Below are 13812 nucleotides of genomic sequence, written 5' to 3'. Positions count from 1 at the left end.
CACCCGACCCGGGCTCACCCGCCCCCCCCCCCCATTCAACATAAAAACGAGTTTCCGCAGCCCCCGCACACCCCCCCGGGGGTCACAAACCGCACCCCGCCGTCGGTTACTGAACTACGCCTTGGCATCGACCACGCGCAAGGCCAGAGCTGCGAGTGCCGCACCGATGAGCTGCGCCAGCAGCTCCTCGAGCTGCGCGGAGCTCATGGCGCCGCGCGCAACGAGGAGGCCGAGCACCAGCAGGAGTGCGCAGATGATCGCCACCAGCCACTCAGTGCCCAGGGGGCGCCGGTCATCCAGCGGATACGTCATTATGGGAGTGTCACCTCCTCTCCATGTCGTGAGCGTGTGTGGCCACCGTCGACCCCGTTGCTGTGGAAGGTGCTGGGGTCGGCGGTGCTCTGAATCACGGCGCTAGTCGAAGTCCAAATCCTCTTCTTCGACCGCAAAGCTGGCCGCGATTGCAGTTCTAAGAGCCTGCCGATCACTGTCGTTCATGTGTCGGTAGGCAGCCCAGATCCGGTCCATGGTCGTACGTGGGCGCTCACCCAAGGTCATCCAGCCGAGGAGAGCGGCCTGCTGCTTCATTGGCAGAGTTCTGGCCTGGGTGGCTATTTCCCCGGCGGAGGCTCGCGCCTTTTCCTGCCCAACCGGCCGGCACCGGTCACACACGGTGACGAGGTTGTCGACTGCGTCGATACCACCCTCAGAGATCGGGATCCTGTAGTGAACAGTCAGGCGGGCACGATCATGAGGCGGATCCAGGTGGCTCTCCCCGGCGCCGACTCCACAGGCCTGGCAGAGGAAGTCGTCACGCTCAAGTACCTGCATCCGACGGCGCGAACTCAGTGCCGCCCTCCGGCGGAGAGGTGAGTGGGCGGGTTCCCACACCGGCTCCCCGATCTTGACCAGCCGGTAGGAGATCGACTGACCATCCCCCACCCGGTCGAGTTCCCAACCGTAGGTTCGAAGGTCTCGAAGTCGCCTGGTGGCATTGGGGTCAGGAAACGCCTCATGGAGGGCCCCAACTGAGACGGTGTTCCCTTCGCCGACCTCTGACGCGAGGTAGGCGCCGATGCGCTTTAGGAGGCCCGGCCCTGCATCTCGCCAGTCGGGCACACCCTCAACAGCCATCTTTATTTCCCTCCCTCCACGGTCCAGACGCTGCAAGCGTCACCACGATCGAGAACATAGCCCACACGGCAAGGTGGCGGCAACATTACGGCAGCTAGATGCAACCACGCGGCAGGAACGCGGCATAGGTGAGGCACATGTGCGGCACAGGCAGACCCTCACCCGACTCAACGCTCTTCGGAGGAGCGCAATCACGTACGCCGCCCCTCGGGCATCGACACCCTTGGAATGTCGTCGCTCGGGCTCTGCAATCCGAGATAGGCACGGACGGCTGCGTTGTCCCCGGTGGCGTCAGCAAGACGGGCGGCAGACTCAAACGCTCGGGCCTGGATACGCGCAATCTCGGCCTGCGGGTCGTCGATCGGGTATCCGGCGTCAACGAGCATCTTCACGCCGGTCTCCACGGACACGACGCCGGCGCCGACTCCCTTGACCACCTCGTCCAGGACCGCGGCACGGTCGGTGGGGGTGTGGGGCTCCCACGTGAGGCGCGCGGGCAGCGACTCCCCCGCAGGCCCAACCCTCTGCCTGCCCGGCCTGGTGGAGCCTCTGCACCATCCGCAGCAGGACGGCGTACTTGTGGGTGCGGGCCAGGCGCATGGCCGCGATCAGCGAGTCCAGCGGGCCCAAGGCGAGCTGGAGGGCGTAGCCGGAGGGTAGGGCGGTGCGGGCGAGGGCGCCGAGGCCGGCGGCGGTGAGGCGGGAGTTCGCAGCAACGCGGTCGATGAGGTGGTCGACCCGGGCCCGGAGTTCCGCAAGCTGTGCGGAGGTGTCGAGGACATCCATACGGCCGCCCTCATTGAGCTGCCACACCGTCCCGGCCCGGACCTTCACCGGCAGCGGCTGTCCGGTCGCGCGGTCGATGGGAAGGCGGGCCCCTGACAGGCCGATGATCGGGGAGCCAGTCGTCGCGGAGGCGCCGGAGCTGTCGGTGTCAGTGGCCGCCAGCTCGTCGAGGCCCTGGAGCACGGTGGCGATGGTCGGCTTTCCCCAGTGCTCGCCGCTGGTGGGAATGGAGTTCGTGATGTGGACCAGAGGTATGAAGTCGCAGCGCAGGTCGAGGCGGTCAAGGACTTCGCCGTCCGAGCGGACACGGTAGGTAGCCTTGTGCAGCGGCAGGTCGTAGAGCAGGTCCGCGTGATGGAGGTCGCCCAGGTCCCATTCGGCGTCCGTGAGCCAGCACGTCCACGGGCTCGGCCTGGTCGGTGCCCACGGGTATGTGCGGGTAATGACACCGCTGTCCTCGTTACGCTCATCGCCCCCGACCAGAACCGGCGTCCCGGCCTCGTCGTACAGGAACTCGCGGACTGCGCCGCCACTCTTGTCTGTGGCCCGACGGCTGGCAGGGCCGATCGGGGCGAGTTCGTAGGTGATGCGCCGTAGCCGGGTCTTCAAGCCCCGGCGCTTATCCTCGGGCAGTTCCCACGCCAGGTGGACACGCATCGGGAACTCAGCGCCGTCCTGTTCGCCGTCTTCCGGCCACTCCGGGAAGTACAGGCCCGGGTCCCAGGTGCGCAGCAGGACGCGGCCCTTCCCCGGCTCCCAGGCCAGGGTGAAGACCCCGTCGCCCAGGAGGATCGCCTTGCGCTCGGCCTGCTGGACCCGCAGCGGCAGCAACTCCTTCTCGGCCCACGACCGCAGCAGCTCCTGCACGGTGCGCGCGGCGTCGGCCTGCGGGGACGGCTCGTCGTCGGCGTGCTCGGCGCCGGCGACGCTGATGGTCTGCTCGGAGCCAAGGAGGTAGCCGAGGGTGGTGTCCACGATCTTCGACGGGTCACCCAGCTCCCGACGCTCCGCGCCGCTGTCGTCGTCGCCGCTCAGCGCGGCAAGCTGGCCGGCCTGGTTCGAGTCGTAGGCAGCAAGCAGCCGGTATGCCGCGAGACGACGCAGATCCTCGTCAGGAATCCAGGACGAGGTCAGGTCCGCCCAGGCGTTCCGGCCGGGCCGCCGCGGGTCCGCCATGACCGGCTTGTAGTCCAGCCAGCTCCAGGCGTCGGTGATGAGATCGCGCAGGCCCACAATGCCCCTCCAGGCAGTCGGCCCCGCGCCGGTGATCAGCGTACGCGGAAGCTGCTACACCTTGCCCCACCCCTCGCCCCACGCTTCATCCAAGCGGGCTTCGAACTCCATGAGGGCACCCAAGAGCTCAAGGAGCGGCTCTCGGGCGTCCTCCTTTTTGCCAGCGTCAATCATGGCTTTGAGAGACGCAGCGACCTCACCGACGTCACGGAAGAACCGGTTGATCGGGCAGGCCGCCTTACGCACGATGCGACCCGCCGCGCGCGCGAGATCAACTAGGAGATCTCGGTCGAGATCCACTAGGGCAGCCCGGGCGACGGTCTCCGTGTATCCGCCTTGCGGCATCTCTCCCTGAGGCAAGAGGTCCGTTGCCCCACAGTCACGCAGAAATCGAACAACGGCCCGCTCAGCCTGTAGTGCCTGATGCCCAGATGTGAAGTCAAGCGTCAGCTCAGTAGTCCAGCCCCGCCGTGTGTGAGCGCCCAGCCTTAGAGCACGAGACCCCTGAGTAACGACCCCGACTTTGAGGGCATCCAGCTGCTCATGTCGCACCACGTACAGCAGTGCAGGCTCATCAGCCCGGTCATAGAAGTTGCCGCCAGCCAACGCAGTCCTCCTCCTGTGTGGTGAGGGACTGTACTGAGGGCCTATGACATTGACCGACTTATACCGGCTTCGTTTCAGTCAGCCGTGGCTTCAGCTACGGCCTCGTCGTACCCAGGGAGTCCCGGCTGCGGGAAGGAGGCGCAGGCGGCGACGAACCCCGCCCGGTCGCCTGGTGTCTGCTCGCGTTCGCCGAGCTGGATCCACCGCGCCGCGCATTCCTCCTCGCTCGGACTGGAGGCGGCCGACGGCGTGCCGTCGGCAATCTTCTGCTCCTGCAGCTCCAGTCCTGCGCTGCGCCCAAGTCGGTAGGCGTCCCGTACGCGGTCGAGATGCGCGTCCCGCTGCTGATCGGCGGTCGGCGGGTTGTCTCCCGTGGCGCAACCGCCGAGGCAGACAGCAGCCAGCAGGACGCCGCACGCCGTAGCGGACCAGCTCCCCCGAGATCTCATGATCGCGAGGCTACCAAGACCCCTTCACGGACGGGCTGTTTCCTCATGGGGCCGTATTGGGGCACGAGGGTCTGGACGCGGTCCCGGCTAGGTGGAAGAGGGTTCTGCTGGGCGCCAGTCCGGGTTGTCGACGGTTCGGGTGATCTGCCACGTCTCATCGCCCCGGCAGCAGGTGAAGAGGAGCCGTAGCGGGTGCCCCTCGTACTGCTGCTGCCAGGAGTCGTAGGTCGTGCCCTCCATCCACGCGCCGGGCATCGTCCGGTCCAGCGCGAGCGGCCGGCCGCGGCCTACGTGGAGGTCGGGGAAGGTCAGCTCGCGACCGTGCTCGTCGGCCTCGTTGATCCGGGGTCGGAGGCGGAACGGCCCCCAGACGTGGGCGGTGATCTGCTCCGGAGTGGGCCCGATCGGATTGGTGTACCCGAGCCGCTGCTGAGTCGGGGTGTGGTCGTAGTCGTCGTCCCCGATCCTCACGGTCACGGAGTCCAAGTGCCTGAGGGCATCCGGGCCAGCGAGGTGCACGAGGAGCTTGGCCGCTCGGTCGCCCTCCTTGGTGAGGGTGAACTTGAACTGCGGGGTGAGTTCCGCGTGCCACCTGTCCCGCTCGATCCGGGCCACAATCTCGGCCGTGCGCCTGGCTTCCTCGGCCGTGTCGCTCGCGCGGCCGGTCGCCTCCCACGCGGCTGCGGCGGCTACGACGCTGAGCAACGCCGCGATGGCGCTGGCCCGGTCCGTCCCGAGCTCGTTCCGGGCAGTGAGCACCACCAGGCCGCTGACCGTGGCAAGGAGGGCCAGGACGAGCAGCAGGCGTCGGCGCCGACGACGCCGATCTATGTCTGTCATGGAGGGAGGGTAGGGTCTGCCGGCGTCCGGGGTATCACCTTCGCCCGTCGAAGCGGTCGTCGTCGGAGCCGGGCGGGAGGGTGTCGAGCTGGTCCGGGTCGGCCAGTTCTGTGAGGCCGTGCACGGCGGCGTCCATACGGTCCGGGCTGTCCATCCCTTCGACCCAGGTGACCATCTGGTCTTCCAGCTCGGTGTACTCGCCGACGTGGTGGACGAGTTGCTGCTCGTACAGCTGGGCCACGGGCGCCGCGCGGAGGCGCTTGCCGACCTTCGCGGTGACCTCCAGGATCATCGGCATAAGCAAGCCCTTGGTGACGCCGTCGCGGCGCAGCTGCTCCCATGCCTGGACGACGACCTGGCGCGCCATGTCGCCGCCGTAGTTCTTCTCCACCACGATGGCGTCGGCTTTGAGCTCCAGGGCCAGGCGGCAGGCGGCGAGGCCCCAGTCGTTGGCGCCCATCGAGCCGGATCGGTCGGCGAGGACGTAGAGCTGGCGGTCGAAGTCGCGGGCGACGCCGACGATGCCGGTCTCGTCGCCAACTGTGCTCTCACCGCCGGCGGGGTCGACGGCGACGATGATGCGTGCCATATCAAGGCCGGAGAACTGGACGGCGTTGATGCGGGCGCTGTCGATCCAGTCGCGCTGCCATACGCCTCCCGCGGGCGGGCGCGGCTTCTGCATGTACAAGGCGCCCCATACGCGTTCGCCGACGCGCTTGCGGGTCTTGGCGTGGTGAGCGGCGTCGAAGCGTTCGGGCCACAGGGCCTCTCCGGACGCGCGGCCGAGGGGATCGTCCGGGCTGTCGGCGAGGGCGGGGAGGTCAATGACGCGCCAGGCGTCGCGTTCGGCGGCGAGGATCCGTCCGGCGAGGTCGTCTTCGTGCCAGCGGGTCTGAATCAGACATATGGCGCCGGTGGGTTCGAGTCGGGTCTGGATGACGGAGGTCCACCAGTCCCAGGCCCGTCTGCGCATGGTCGGGGAGTCGGCGTCCGCCATGTCCTTGACCGGGTCGTCGACGATGGCGATGTGCGCGCCGCGTCCGGTCAGGCCGCCGACGAGGCCGGCCCCGAGCAGTCCGCCTTCGCCGCCGACGATGTCAAAGCGGTTGGCGGCCTGGCTGCCGGGCTTGAGCTGGAGGCCGAGGTCGTCGCCCCAGGTGAGGATGGCGTCTCGGATCCACCGGCCGTGGTCGTCGGCGAGGTCGGCGGAGTAGCTGGCGATCATCAGGCGGTGGCCGGGGTTGCGGCGCAGATACCACAGGGGGGCCCAGCGCGAGGCGCGTCGGCTCTTGCCGTGCCGCGGGGGCATGGTGAGCATGACGCGGTCGCATCGGCCCTCGGCCATGTCAATGAACGCCTGGTCGATCAGGCCGAGATGAGGGGCCTGCATCTCACGGCCGCCGGTGAGCACGGCGGCGAGCGCCCCTGGGGAGCGATCCATTGCGAGCTGCCGCTCGGCGCGCACGAGCTCGGCCCGCAGCTCCGGGGAGGCGGAGCGGGCTATGGAGCGACGCTGCGCCGACGGCAGCGTCCTGTAGCGTGCTACAACGCTCGCGGTGTCCCGGGCCCTCATTTGGTGTCCGGGTCGGTGAGCGCGATCAGCTTCTCCAGCTCGTCCACTGTGGTGCTCTCGACCTGGACCGGGCCGCCGTCGGGGCCAGACAGTTCGGTGCGGGCGGGCATGTCGAGGCCGAGGAGCCGGGCGCGGCGTTCCATGATCCGTAGCGTGCGGTCGACGGCGGCGAGGTCCTGGTCGCGGACAGCCTTCTTGTAGGCGACGAAGAACAGCCGGTCGAGACGGTCGGCCTCCAGGGCGCGGAGCTCGTCAACGTCGTCTTTCAGCTCGGCGCGCCGGTCGGCGAGGGCCTGTCGGACGTCGCGGCAGGCGGCGTGGATCAGGGCTTCGTCGCTGGGCGGGTCCTGCTTCTTCCGGTACCGGTCGATGCCGTACCCCTGTGGGTAGGCGATGCCGTCGCTGTTGACGGCGGGGTCGGCGGCGAGTTTGCGGGCGATCGTCAGCCAGTCCACGCCGGCGAGGCGGAGGTCGATGGCGTCCGAGCGGCGGCGCGCGATGGCCGCACGCGCGGCCTTGTCGGGGCGTCCCACGTCGGGGTCCTTCACGGCTCGGGTGCGCCCCCGCGCCCAAACTCATGATCCCTCATCCTGCCGAACCGGCCACGACGCCTCGTGGCTACCGCTAGCCTTCCCTCGTGCGCATTGACTCAGCGGGCGGCCTCCAGGCGCCGTACAGGTACACCCCCACGGGGGTGGTGCCCGAGTTCATCAATGTGCGGATCCTCAGCTCCAAGCCGATTGAGCCGCAGGGAATCCTGGTCGGAACGAACTCCTCCGGGAAGTCCGCCGTCTTCCAGGCTCTTCAAATGGCCATGGTGGCCACGCGGTTCGCTGACCATTGGGATCTCCGGAAAGTCCATCGGGCTTTCCAGGAGACCGTCGAGACTCCTGGGCGTCTCCGCTGGTCTATGGGTGAGCCAGCTTGGCTGTCCGCCGAGCCCGAAGTACCGCCGCACGATCACTGCGATCGTGAAGCTACGCCGTCTATCAGGTCCGGTTTGGTCTCAGGCGGGTACGAGTTCGCGCGGTACGACGACGGGGACTGCTCCTCGGAGCAGTTGGCCTCCCTTGAAGCGGCCTGGCGTGCGGTCGCTGCACTGGCTCTGCTGTACCTCGCCTCTCTTCTCGGAGTCCAGCCGATCCCGGCCGGACGCGTGCCGGTTCACCGGGCTAACGCCCCGTGCGGCGTGGCCCGCCTTGCCGCAACCACCGTGCCGCGCGCACCTGGAGTGGGCTTCGCAACTTCGCCCATTCCAACTCGCTGTCCTGCCTGAGGTTCGAGGCGGGGCAGCACCCCGTCTCGAAAGGTCCGTCAGTGGACGCGTACATCATCTGGGCACTCGCACTCGCGGGGGCCCTCAGTCTCACCTTCTGGGCCGTCACCAAGCTCGCCACCGAGTTCGAGCAGCTGGTCGTGACCTTGGTCGAGGTCGCCGAGCGGATTCGTGAGGCTATTCGTCGGTTCCGCAACCGCGACTGACGACGCGCCCGCGCCTCAGGAAACTGAGGCGCGGGCTCTCGTGTCACATCAGCGCCATCTGCTCACCCTCGCCAGGTTTCTTCGGCGGGATGAATTCGGGCGGCGCGTCCGGCGCGTTCCGGTGGGCGCGCAGCCACCAGGCGAACTGGTAGTTGCGGCAGGTTCGGAAACGGACGGAGTTGCGCCGGGGTTCAGTAGCGGGGATGTCGCGCTCGCCCCATCCGGTGATGGGGCGAGCATTCTCCAGCCGGACCTGAAGCCCGGGGACTAGGGCGGGCCCTTCCCAGTCCTCCCCCGGTGCGGCCTCGAAGGCGAGGTGGGCGTTGTCGCTCCACCTCCAGGGGTTGGGCAGTGCGCACAGGTACCAGGCGAGCGGCTGGTTGGCCGCCGGCAGTTCGACGAGCTGGTGCCGGCGCTTCGGGTCGACCCGCGGGCGGTCCGGTTGCCCGAAGGCCCGCAGGCAGTGCTGGTCGAGGGCCACGTGGCGCACCCCTGCGAGCCACATGATGTGGTACAGGGAACGCGCCTCGATTCCCACCCTTATTCGTTCCGACATGAGCTCCCCACCGAATTCTCAATTTCCGAGAGAAAGATTTCTCTCTATAACCAATTTTATCAAATTTCCCACCAACTCCAGATGCCTGTCATGCCGGAAGCCATTCGGGTAAGGCATATTGAATTCCTCCTCGAAGGCCTTTTCGTACTCCCCTTTCGGGAGGGGGATGGGGCGACGGCAGGTGGCCTTGAGGTTGGACTCGCTGAGGTCGGTGACCTTGACGTCCTCGAAGTAGCGCCGGAGCAGGGGTTCGAGGCTTTCGGGGGTGTGGAAGCGGAGCTTCTGCCACTTCCCCTTGACGAAGTTCATCTCGACGTTGTCCTCGTCGAGGAAGCTCATCTTCGTGGTGGCGGTCTGTGAGGTGACGCGCTTGGCCTGCTCGTCGCGGAGTTCGCGGCCGAGGCTGCGGGTCCCGAGGCACACCACGCCGTCAGCGGCACAGAGGGCGTTGACGGTGGTGAGTACCCAGTGCTGGTAGTCGAGGCTGGTGGTGGCGTTGATGACGGAGTCGAGGACGACGACGTCGTACAGGCCGTTGGCCTGGATGTCGGTGTCGATGTCGCGGAGCATGCCGACGACGGCCCGGATGTCGACGGCGTAGGAACCGTCACGGCAGCGGTAGGGCTCGTAATCGTGGATGTTGAAGCCCTTGGCGCGCAGGTGCTTGGCGTAGTCGCCGTATCCGGCGCCGAAGTCGACGACGCGATGGCTGGGCTTGAGCCAAGGGGTGACGAGCTGGTCCCAGGTCTCAGAGCCGTAGGCGAGCTTCCCGGCCTTGGCCTTGGAGGAGAACTGCCGGAGCCTCTTGGGCTGGACGATGTGCTGGTTCCAGACAGGGGCCTTGCCCTCGATGGCTGTCCAGTCGTAGACGCCGTACTCGCCGGTGAGGTCGGCGTGCAGCTGCGCGGCCTCAGAGGAAGGCACGGTCCAGGCGAGGAGGTCGAAGCGGTTGATGGACGCGACGACGGCGTACTCGGCGTTGAGGACGATGCGGCCCTGGTCATCGATGACGACACTTCCCCACGGGCCGTGGCCGGCGGCCATGTGCCCGATCGCGTTGACGAAGGAGAGGTTCTTGCGTTCGGCGACGCGGATGGACTGCCAGGGGATCCAGGACCAGGCGCCGAGCTCGCCGGGGTCGGCGTAAACGACGCTGGCCTCGGTCTCGACGCGGTTGTGGAGCAGGTTGAACTGGATCTCGTCCTGGAGGCGGACCTTCGAGCCGAGCATGACCGCGGGCGTGTGGGTCAGGCCGATCGCCTTGAGCCCCTTGGTTCGCTGGTGACCTGCGACAAGGGTTCCGTCTGCGTTGAGGATGACCGGCTTGACGACGCCGTGCCGGCGCAGTGATGCCTGGAGCCGGATGAAGGCGCTCTCGCTGAGGCGCCGCGGGTTGTAGTCGGCGGGGCGGAGCTGGTCGAGCGGATACGACTCGTGAAACGTCGTGGTGGGCACCTTGCTCATGCGGACTCGCCCTCCCGGTGGGCCTGCTGAAGGACGTGCCAGCCGAAGCCCATGTCACTGTTGGTGTCGTCAACGAACTTCGTGTAGATGGCGTCCAGGGCCTCGACCTCTTCGGCCGTGATGCGCACGCGCTTGGACTGCCACTGGAGGTAGCCCCACTGGAGGTAATCGACGGTGGCGGCCGCGCCGGTGCCCGCCCCGTCGGAGGTGAGCTCCAGGGTCTCCGGCAGGGAGGTGTCGTCGAGGAGCCGGTCGACGCTCTCGCGGTCGTAGCCAGTGCCGCCGAGGTCGGGGATCTCGGAGAGGACTTCGGCGAGCAGGGCGGTGTCGTAGCCGGCGAGGTCGTTGGTCCGATTGTCGACCACGACGATGCGCGCGGCGGCCTCGTCGTCGACGTCGACCCAGGTGGCTGCGATCTGCTCCCAGCCGAGCTGCTGCGCGGCAGCGACGGTGTGGTTCCCCGCGAGGATCTCGTTGGGGCGGCCGGTGTGCGTTCCCTTGTTGACGACGACGGCGCGGTACTGGCCGTTCATGGTGAGGGACTCGGCGATGGCCGGAAGGTCGCCCGTGCGGGGGTTGCGGTAGTAGGGGGTCAGCTCCGAGATGGGCACGGCGAGCGGGATGAGCTGTTCGGGGATGTTGGCGAGCGCGGTCACGAGGCGTCCCTTTTGTAGGCCGGTCCCCGCGCCCTACAAGAAGACCAGCCTATGCGGTTGGTGGGGCTACCTGGCTCCCTTGTGCGCACGGCCGACAAGGATCTGACCCATGGCGTTCGCAGATCCGGATGCTCTGGCGTCAGCTGGTCGGCGTTAGGCCAGTCGGGCCGGGCGATGACCTGCACGTTCATGCTGTGCTTTCGGTGCTTCATGGAGTAGTACGGTTCGTCGACGGCGATGCGGTCGGTAGGGATCAGGGTCCCGTCGACGATGACGAAGTCGCCCTCGCCCAGGCCGGTCAGAGCCTCGTGCAGGCCTGGTGTCCAGGCGGCAAGGACGTTCAGGGTCTCATCGACGTACCGCCAGGCAGTTGCAGTCGAGACGCCGAAGCCGGCCGCGAGCTGGGCAAACGTCTCGTTCTTACGCAGATGAGCCAGCGTGAGGAGAGCCTGCTTGAAGCAACCGAGCCGTCTCCATGGCCAGGGCTTCGGCGTAGTCGCGTGTCGCCCGGTTCGTGGCGATCTGCCAGCTCGGCGGGGCTCTCGGAACGTTGACAGGCACGGCTTCCAAGATCATGGAGTTCTCTACGCCCCGTGATCCGAGTGGAAGACCGTGCCTGCAGACGCATCATCGCTGATCCCGCCTGCCCTTGACCAACTGCGCCAGAGTCCGCAGGCCGGACCCGAGGAGGTCCCGGGCCTGCTGGAGCGGCTGGCTGAGGTGCCGGACCCGCGTGATCCATGCGGCGTGCGCCACCGCCTGGCCGTCGTGCTCGCACTCACCGCGTGCGCGGTGCTGGCGGGAGCGACCTCGCTGCTCGCGGTCGCTGAGTGGATCGCCGACGCCCCGGCGCACGTGCTCGAACAGGTCGGCACCCGCCCCGATCCGCTTCTGCCCAGGCGGGTCCTGCCTGCTGAGACCACGGTCCGCCGGCTGCTGGCCCGCGTCGACGGTGACGCACTGGACAAAGCCGTCGGGAGCTGGCTCGCGGACCGCCGCCCGAAGGCGACCGGGGCCGCCGGGCTGCGCGGCCTGGCCGTGGACGGCAAGAGTCAGCGAGGCGCGGCCAAGGCGAAGGACCGGAAGATTTATCTTCTTGCCGCACTCGACCACACCACCGGCCTGGTCCTTGCCCAGATGGACGTCGGCGAGAAGACCAACGAGATCACCTGCTTCCAGCCCCTGCTGGACACCGTCGCCGACCTGGCCGGCGTCATGGTCACCAGCGACGCCATGCACACCCAGCGCGAGCACGCCGACTACCTGCTCGGCCGCGCGGCGCACTACATCGTGATCGTCAAGGGCAACCAGAAGAAACTGCGCCGACAGCTCCAGTTCCTTCCCTGGAAGGACATCCCACTCCAGGGCCGCACCAAGGGCGTCGGCCACGGACGCGCGGAGATCCGCCGGATCAAGGCCGCCACAGTGAACAACCTTCTCTTCCCCGGAGCCCGCCAGGCCGTCCAGATCAAGCGCCGCCGCACCGATCGCAAGACCGGCAGAACCACCGTCAAGACGGTCTATGCCGTCACCAGCCTGACCGCCGAGCAGGCCGCCCCGTCCCAGCTGGCCCGGCTCGTCCGCGACCACTGGAGGATCGAGGCGCTGCACCACGTCCGCGACACCACCTTCGCCGAGGACACCTCACAACTGGGCGGACCGACAACGCGCCCCGGGCGATGGCCACCTGGCGCAACCTCGCCATCGGAGCCCTCCGGGCAGCCGGAGCGAAGAACATCGCGGCCGGCCTCCACCACAACGCCCGCGACCCCCGTCGCCCCCTCGCGCTCCTCGGCCTCAAGTGATCACAAACTGGGCGTCACGCGACTACGCCGAAGCTCTGTCTCCATGGCGAGTTCAATTCACGCCTTCGGGCGTAGATCAGCCAGGAAACATACTCGACCAGCTCGTACAGGACGTCGAGCATGGAAGGATACGGAACCAACAGGGCCCCCCGGACTGTCGGCAGTGTCGAGTGGAATCAACACCGCCAACGACCGGGGGCTCTGCTGCGTCACCACCCCAGTTGACCAGCTTTTATAGCCCTTCGAGCTTGTAACACGATCTTGCTGAATGCTCCTGGTCGGCCGTGACCGGTGTGACGATTCGGCCGTTCGGGATGGCGTGAGTACCCGGCCGTGGATCGTGGACGATGACCTGTGGGCGCTGATCGAGCCGCTGCTGCCGCCCTGGCCCAAGAAGGCTCCCGGCCCGCGGCCGGTGCCGGACCGGCTGTGCCTGCAAGGCATCCTGTACGTGCTCCGCAACGACATCGCCTGGCAACTGCTGCCGCTGGAGCTGGGATTCGGATCGGGCCAGACATGCTGGCGGCGGCTTGAGGGGTGGCAGAAGGCCGGGGTCTTCGACCGACTGCACCGGATCCTGCTCGCCGAGCTGAACGCGGCCGGCGAGCTGGACTGGTCCAGAGCGTGCGTCGACGGCTCCCACATTCGCGCGAAAAAAAGGGGAGCCGACACCGGTCCGTCGCCGGTCGACCGGCGGAAGGCGGGCAGCAAACACCACCTGGTCCGCGACGGACGCGGCACCCCGCTGAAGGTCATCACTACCGCCGCCCACGTCAACGACATCCGCCCAGACCCTCGCCCTGGTCAACGGCATCCCGCCCGTCGCCGGCCACCCGGACCGGCCCCGCCGACGCCCCGAAGCCCTGCTCGGCGACAAGGGCTACGACTCCGACCCCCACCGCCTCGAACTACGCAAACGCCGGACCCTGCCAATCATCTCCCGCAGAGGCGCCCCGAACATAGAGGGCCTGGGCAAGCTCCGCTACGTCGTCGAGCAGACCTTCGCCCTGCTGCACCAGTTCAAACGCCTCGCCGTCCGCTGGGAACGGCGAACCGAACTCCACGACGCCTTGGTCTCCCTCGCCTGCAGCCTTATCTGCTGGAGACGCCTCGAGAAGCACAGCTCATGATCGTGTTACGAGCTCTTCAGGGGCAAGATGAAAAAGGTTCACTTAGAGACAATGAAGCCATTCGGAAGCAGAGCGACGCTCATGGAAATCAGATCTCG

Annotated in this window: 15 protein-coding genes and 1 pseudogene; 3 read left to right on the top strand and 13 right to left on the bottom strand. The window is 67.7% G+C overall.

All coding sequences use genetic code 11. The annotated features are described in order from the left end of the window. Window positions 1–114 precede the first annotated feature (114 nt). From ACFV2S_RS25100 to ACFV2S_RS25060, 9 genes are all read right to left on the bottom strand, one after another. On the bottom strand, window positions 115–312 hold the full coding sequence (locus ACFV2S_RS25100) for a hypothetical protein (RefSeq protein WP_385563206.1): 198 nt from the start codon (window positions 310–312) through the stop codon (window positions 115–117). Between the two features lie 102 nt (window positions 313–414). Next, entirely contained in the window at window positions 415–1134 is a 720-nt protein-coding gene (locus ACFV2S_RS25095) for an HNH endonuclease (RefSeq protein WP_385563204.1), read from the bottom strand. Window positions 1135–1325: 191 nt separating this feature from the next. After that, window positions 1326–1526 (bottom strand): hypothetical protein, encoded by a 201-nt coding sequence (locus tag ACFV2S_RS25090; RefSeq protein ID WP_385563201.1) that lies wholly within the window; start codon window positions 1524–1526, stop codon window positions 1326–1328. Then, window positions 1510–3153, bottom strand: a complete 1644-nt coding sequence (locus tag ACFV2S_RS25085) for a hypothetical protein (RefSeq protein WP_385563198.1) — start codon at window positions 3151–3153, stop codon at window positions 1510–1512. The genes ACFV2S_RS25090 and ACFV2S_RS25085 overlap by 17 nt, the downstream gene beginning before the upstream one ends. Window positions 3154–3207: 54 nt before the next feature. Then, entirely contained in the window at window positions 3208–3759 is a 552-nt protein-coding gene (locus ACFV2S_RS25080; protein ID WP_385563195.1) for a hypothetical protein, read from the bottom strand. A 74-nt stretch (window positions 3760–3833) separates the two neighbouring features. Then, on the bottom strand, window positions 3834–4208 hold the full coding sequence (locus ACFV2S_RS25075) for a hypothetical protein (protein ID WP_385563192.1): 375 nt from the start codon (window positions 4206–4208) through the stop codon (window positions 3834–3836). A gap of 87 nt (window positions 4209–4295) precedes the next feature. Further along, entirely contained in the window at window positions 4296–5048 is a 753-nt protein-coding gene (locus tag ACFV2S_RS25070) for a hypothetical protein (protein ID WP_385563189.1), read from the bottom strand. Window positions 5049–5082: 34 nt separating this feature from the next. Beyond that, window positions 5083–6621 carry a terminase large subunit domain-containing protein gene (locus ACFV2S_RS25065; RefSeq protein ID WP_385563186.1) on the bottom strand — a complete coding sequence of 513 codons (1539 nt, stop codon included), beginning with the start codon at window positions 6619–6621 and terminating at the stop codon, window positions 5083–5085. Continuing rightward, window positions 6618–7154, bottom strand: a complete 537-nt coding sequence (locus tag ACFV2S_RS25060) for a hypothetical protein (RefSeq protein WP_385563183.1) — start codon at window positions 7152–7154, stop codon at window positions 6618–6620. The genes ACFV2S_RS25065 and ACFV2S_RS25060 overlap by 4 nt, the downstream gene beginning before the upstream one ends. Before the next feature lie 784 nt (window positions 7155–7938). Here ACFV2S_RS25060 and ACFV2S_RS25055 point away from each other — a divergent pair. Then, window positions 7939–8103, top strand: coding sequence for a hypothetical protein (locus ACFV2S_RS25055; RefSeq protein ID WP_376365930.1), 165 nt, complete (start codon window positions 7939–7941; stop codon window positions 8101–8103). 43 nt (window positions 8104–8146) lie between these two features. Here the strand turns inward: ACFV2S_RS25055 and ACFV2S_RS25050 are convergent, their stop codons facing one another. The 4 genes and pseudogenes from ACFV2S_RS25050 to ACFV2S_RS25035 form a co-directional block, all read right to left on the bottom strand. Further along, a complete protein-coding gene (locus tag ACFV2S_RS25050; RefSeq protein ID WP_385563179.1) occupies window positions 8147–8659 on the bottom strand; it encodes a hypothetical protein in 513 nt (170 codons plus the stop codon). Between the two features lie 18 nt (window positions 8660–8677). Beyond that, window positions 8678–10123 (bottom strand): methyltransferase domain-containing protein, encoded by a 1446-nt coding sequence (locus tag ACFV2S_RS25045; protein ID WP_385563176.1) that lies wholly within the window; start codon window positions 10121–10123, stop codon window positions 8678–8680. After that, entirely contained in the window at window positions 10120–10779 is a 660-nt protein-coding gene (locus tag ACFV2S_RS25040; RefSeq protein WP_385563173.1) for a ParB/RepB/Spo0J family partition protein, read from the bottom strand. Before ACFV2S_RS25040 ends, ACFV2S_RS25045 begins: the two co-directional genes overlap by 4 nt. 161 nt (window positions 10780–10940) lie before the next feature. Then, a pseudogene (locus ACFV2S_RS25035) lies at window positions 10941–11255 on the bottom strand (transposase family protein); the annotation flags it as partial. Window positions 11256–11391: 136 nt separating this feature from the next. Here ACFV2S_RS25035 and ACFV2S_RS25030 point away from each other — a divergent pair. Both ACFV2S_RS25030 and ACFV2S_RS25025 read left to right on the top strand, forming a co-directional pair. Beyond that, window positions 11392–12822: an ISAs1 family transposase gene (locus ACFV2S_RS25030; RefSeq protein WP_385563170.1), complete on the top strand. Its 1431-nt coding sequence runs from the start codon at window positions 11392–11394 to the stop codon at window positions 12820–12822. A 30-nt stretch (window positions 12823–12852) separates the two neighbouring features. Further along, window positions 12853–13714, top strand: a protein-coding gene (locus ACFV2S_RS25025) for an IS5 family transposase (protein ID WP_385563167.1) whose coding sequence is annotated in 2 segments (ribosomal slippage) — window positions 12853–13368 and window positions 13370–13714 — 861 coding nt in all. Because the reading frame shifts where the segments join, the coding sequence is not laid out codon by codon here. The last annotated feature ends 98 nt before the right edge of the window (window positions 13715–13812 follow it).

This window comes from Streptomyces sp. NPDC059695 (assembly GCF_042733785.1).
Classification (GTDB): Bacteria; Actinomycetota; Actinomycetes; order Streptomycetales; family Streptomycetaceae; genus Streptomyces.
The sequence above is the reverse complement of the archived record's forward strand: the minus strand, read 5'-3'. Positions and strand labels throughout refer to the sequence as shown.

Bases quoted from the DNA above. Each gene is read 5' to 3' on its own strand.
- ACFV2S_RS25095 (WP_385563204.1), bottom strand. From the start codon at position 1,134: ATGGCTGTTGAGGGTGTGCCCGACTGGCGAGATGCAGGGCCGGGCCTC.
- ACFV2S_RS25050 (WP_385563179.1), bottom strand. From the start codon at position 8,659: ATGTCGGAACGAATAAGGGTGGGAATCGAGGCGCGTTCCCTGTACCAC.
- ACFV2S_RS25075 (WP_385563192.1), bottom strand. From the start codon at position 4,208: ATGAGATCTCGGGGGAGCTGGTCCGCTACGGCGTGCGGCGTCCTGCTG.
- ACFV2S_RS25065 (WP_385563186.1), bottom strand. From the start codon at position 6,621: ATGAGGGCCCGGGACACCGCGAGCGTTGTAGCACGCTACAGGACGCTG.
- ACFV2S_RS25045 (WP_385563176.1), bottom strand. From the start codon at position 10,123: ATGAGCAAGGTGCCCACCACGACGTTTCACGAGTCGTATCCGCTCGAC.
- ACFV2S_RS25070 (WP_385563189.1), bottom strand. From the start codon at position 5,048: ATGACAGACATAGATCGGCGTCGTCGGCGCCGACGCCTGCTGCTCGTC.
- ACFV2S_RS25100 (WP_385563206.1), bottom strand. From the start codon at position 312: ATGACGTATCCGCTGGATGACCGGCGCCCCCTGGGCACTGAGTGGCTG.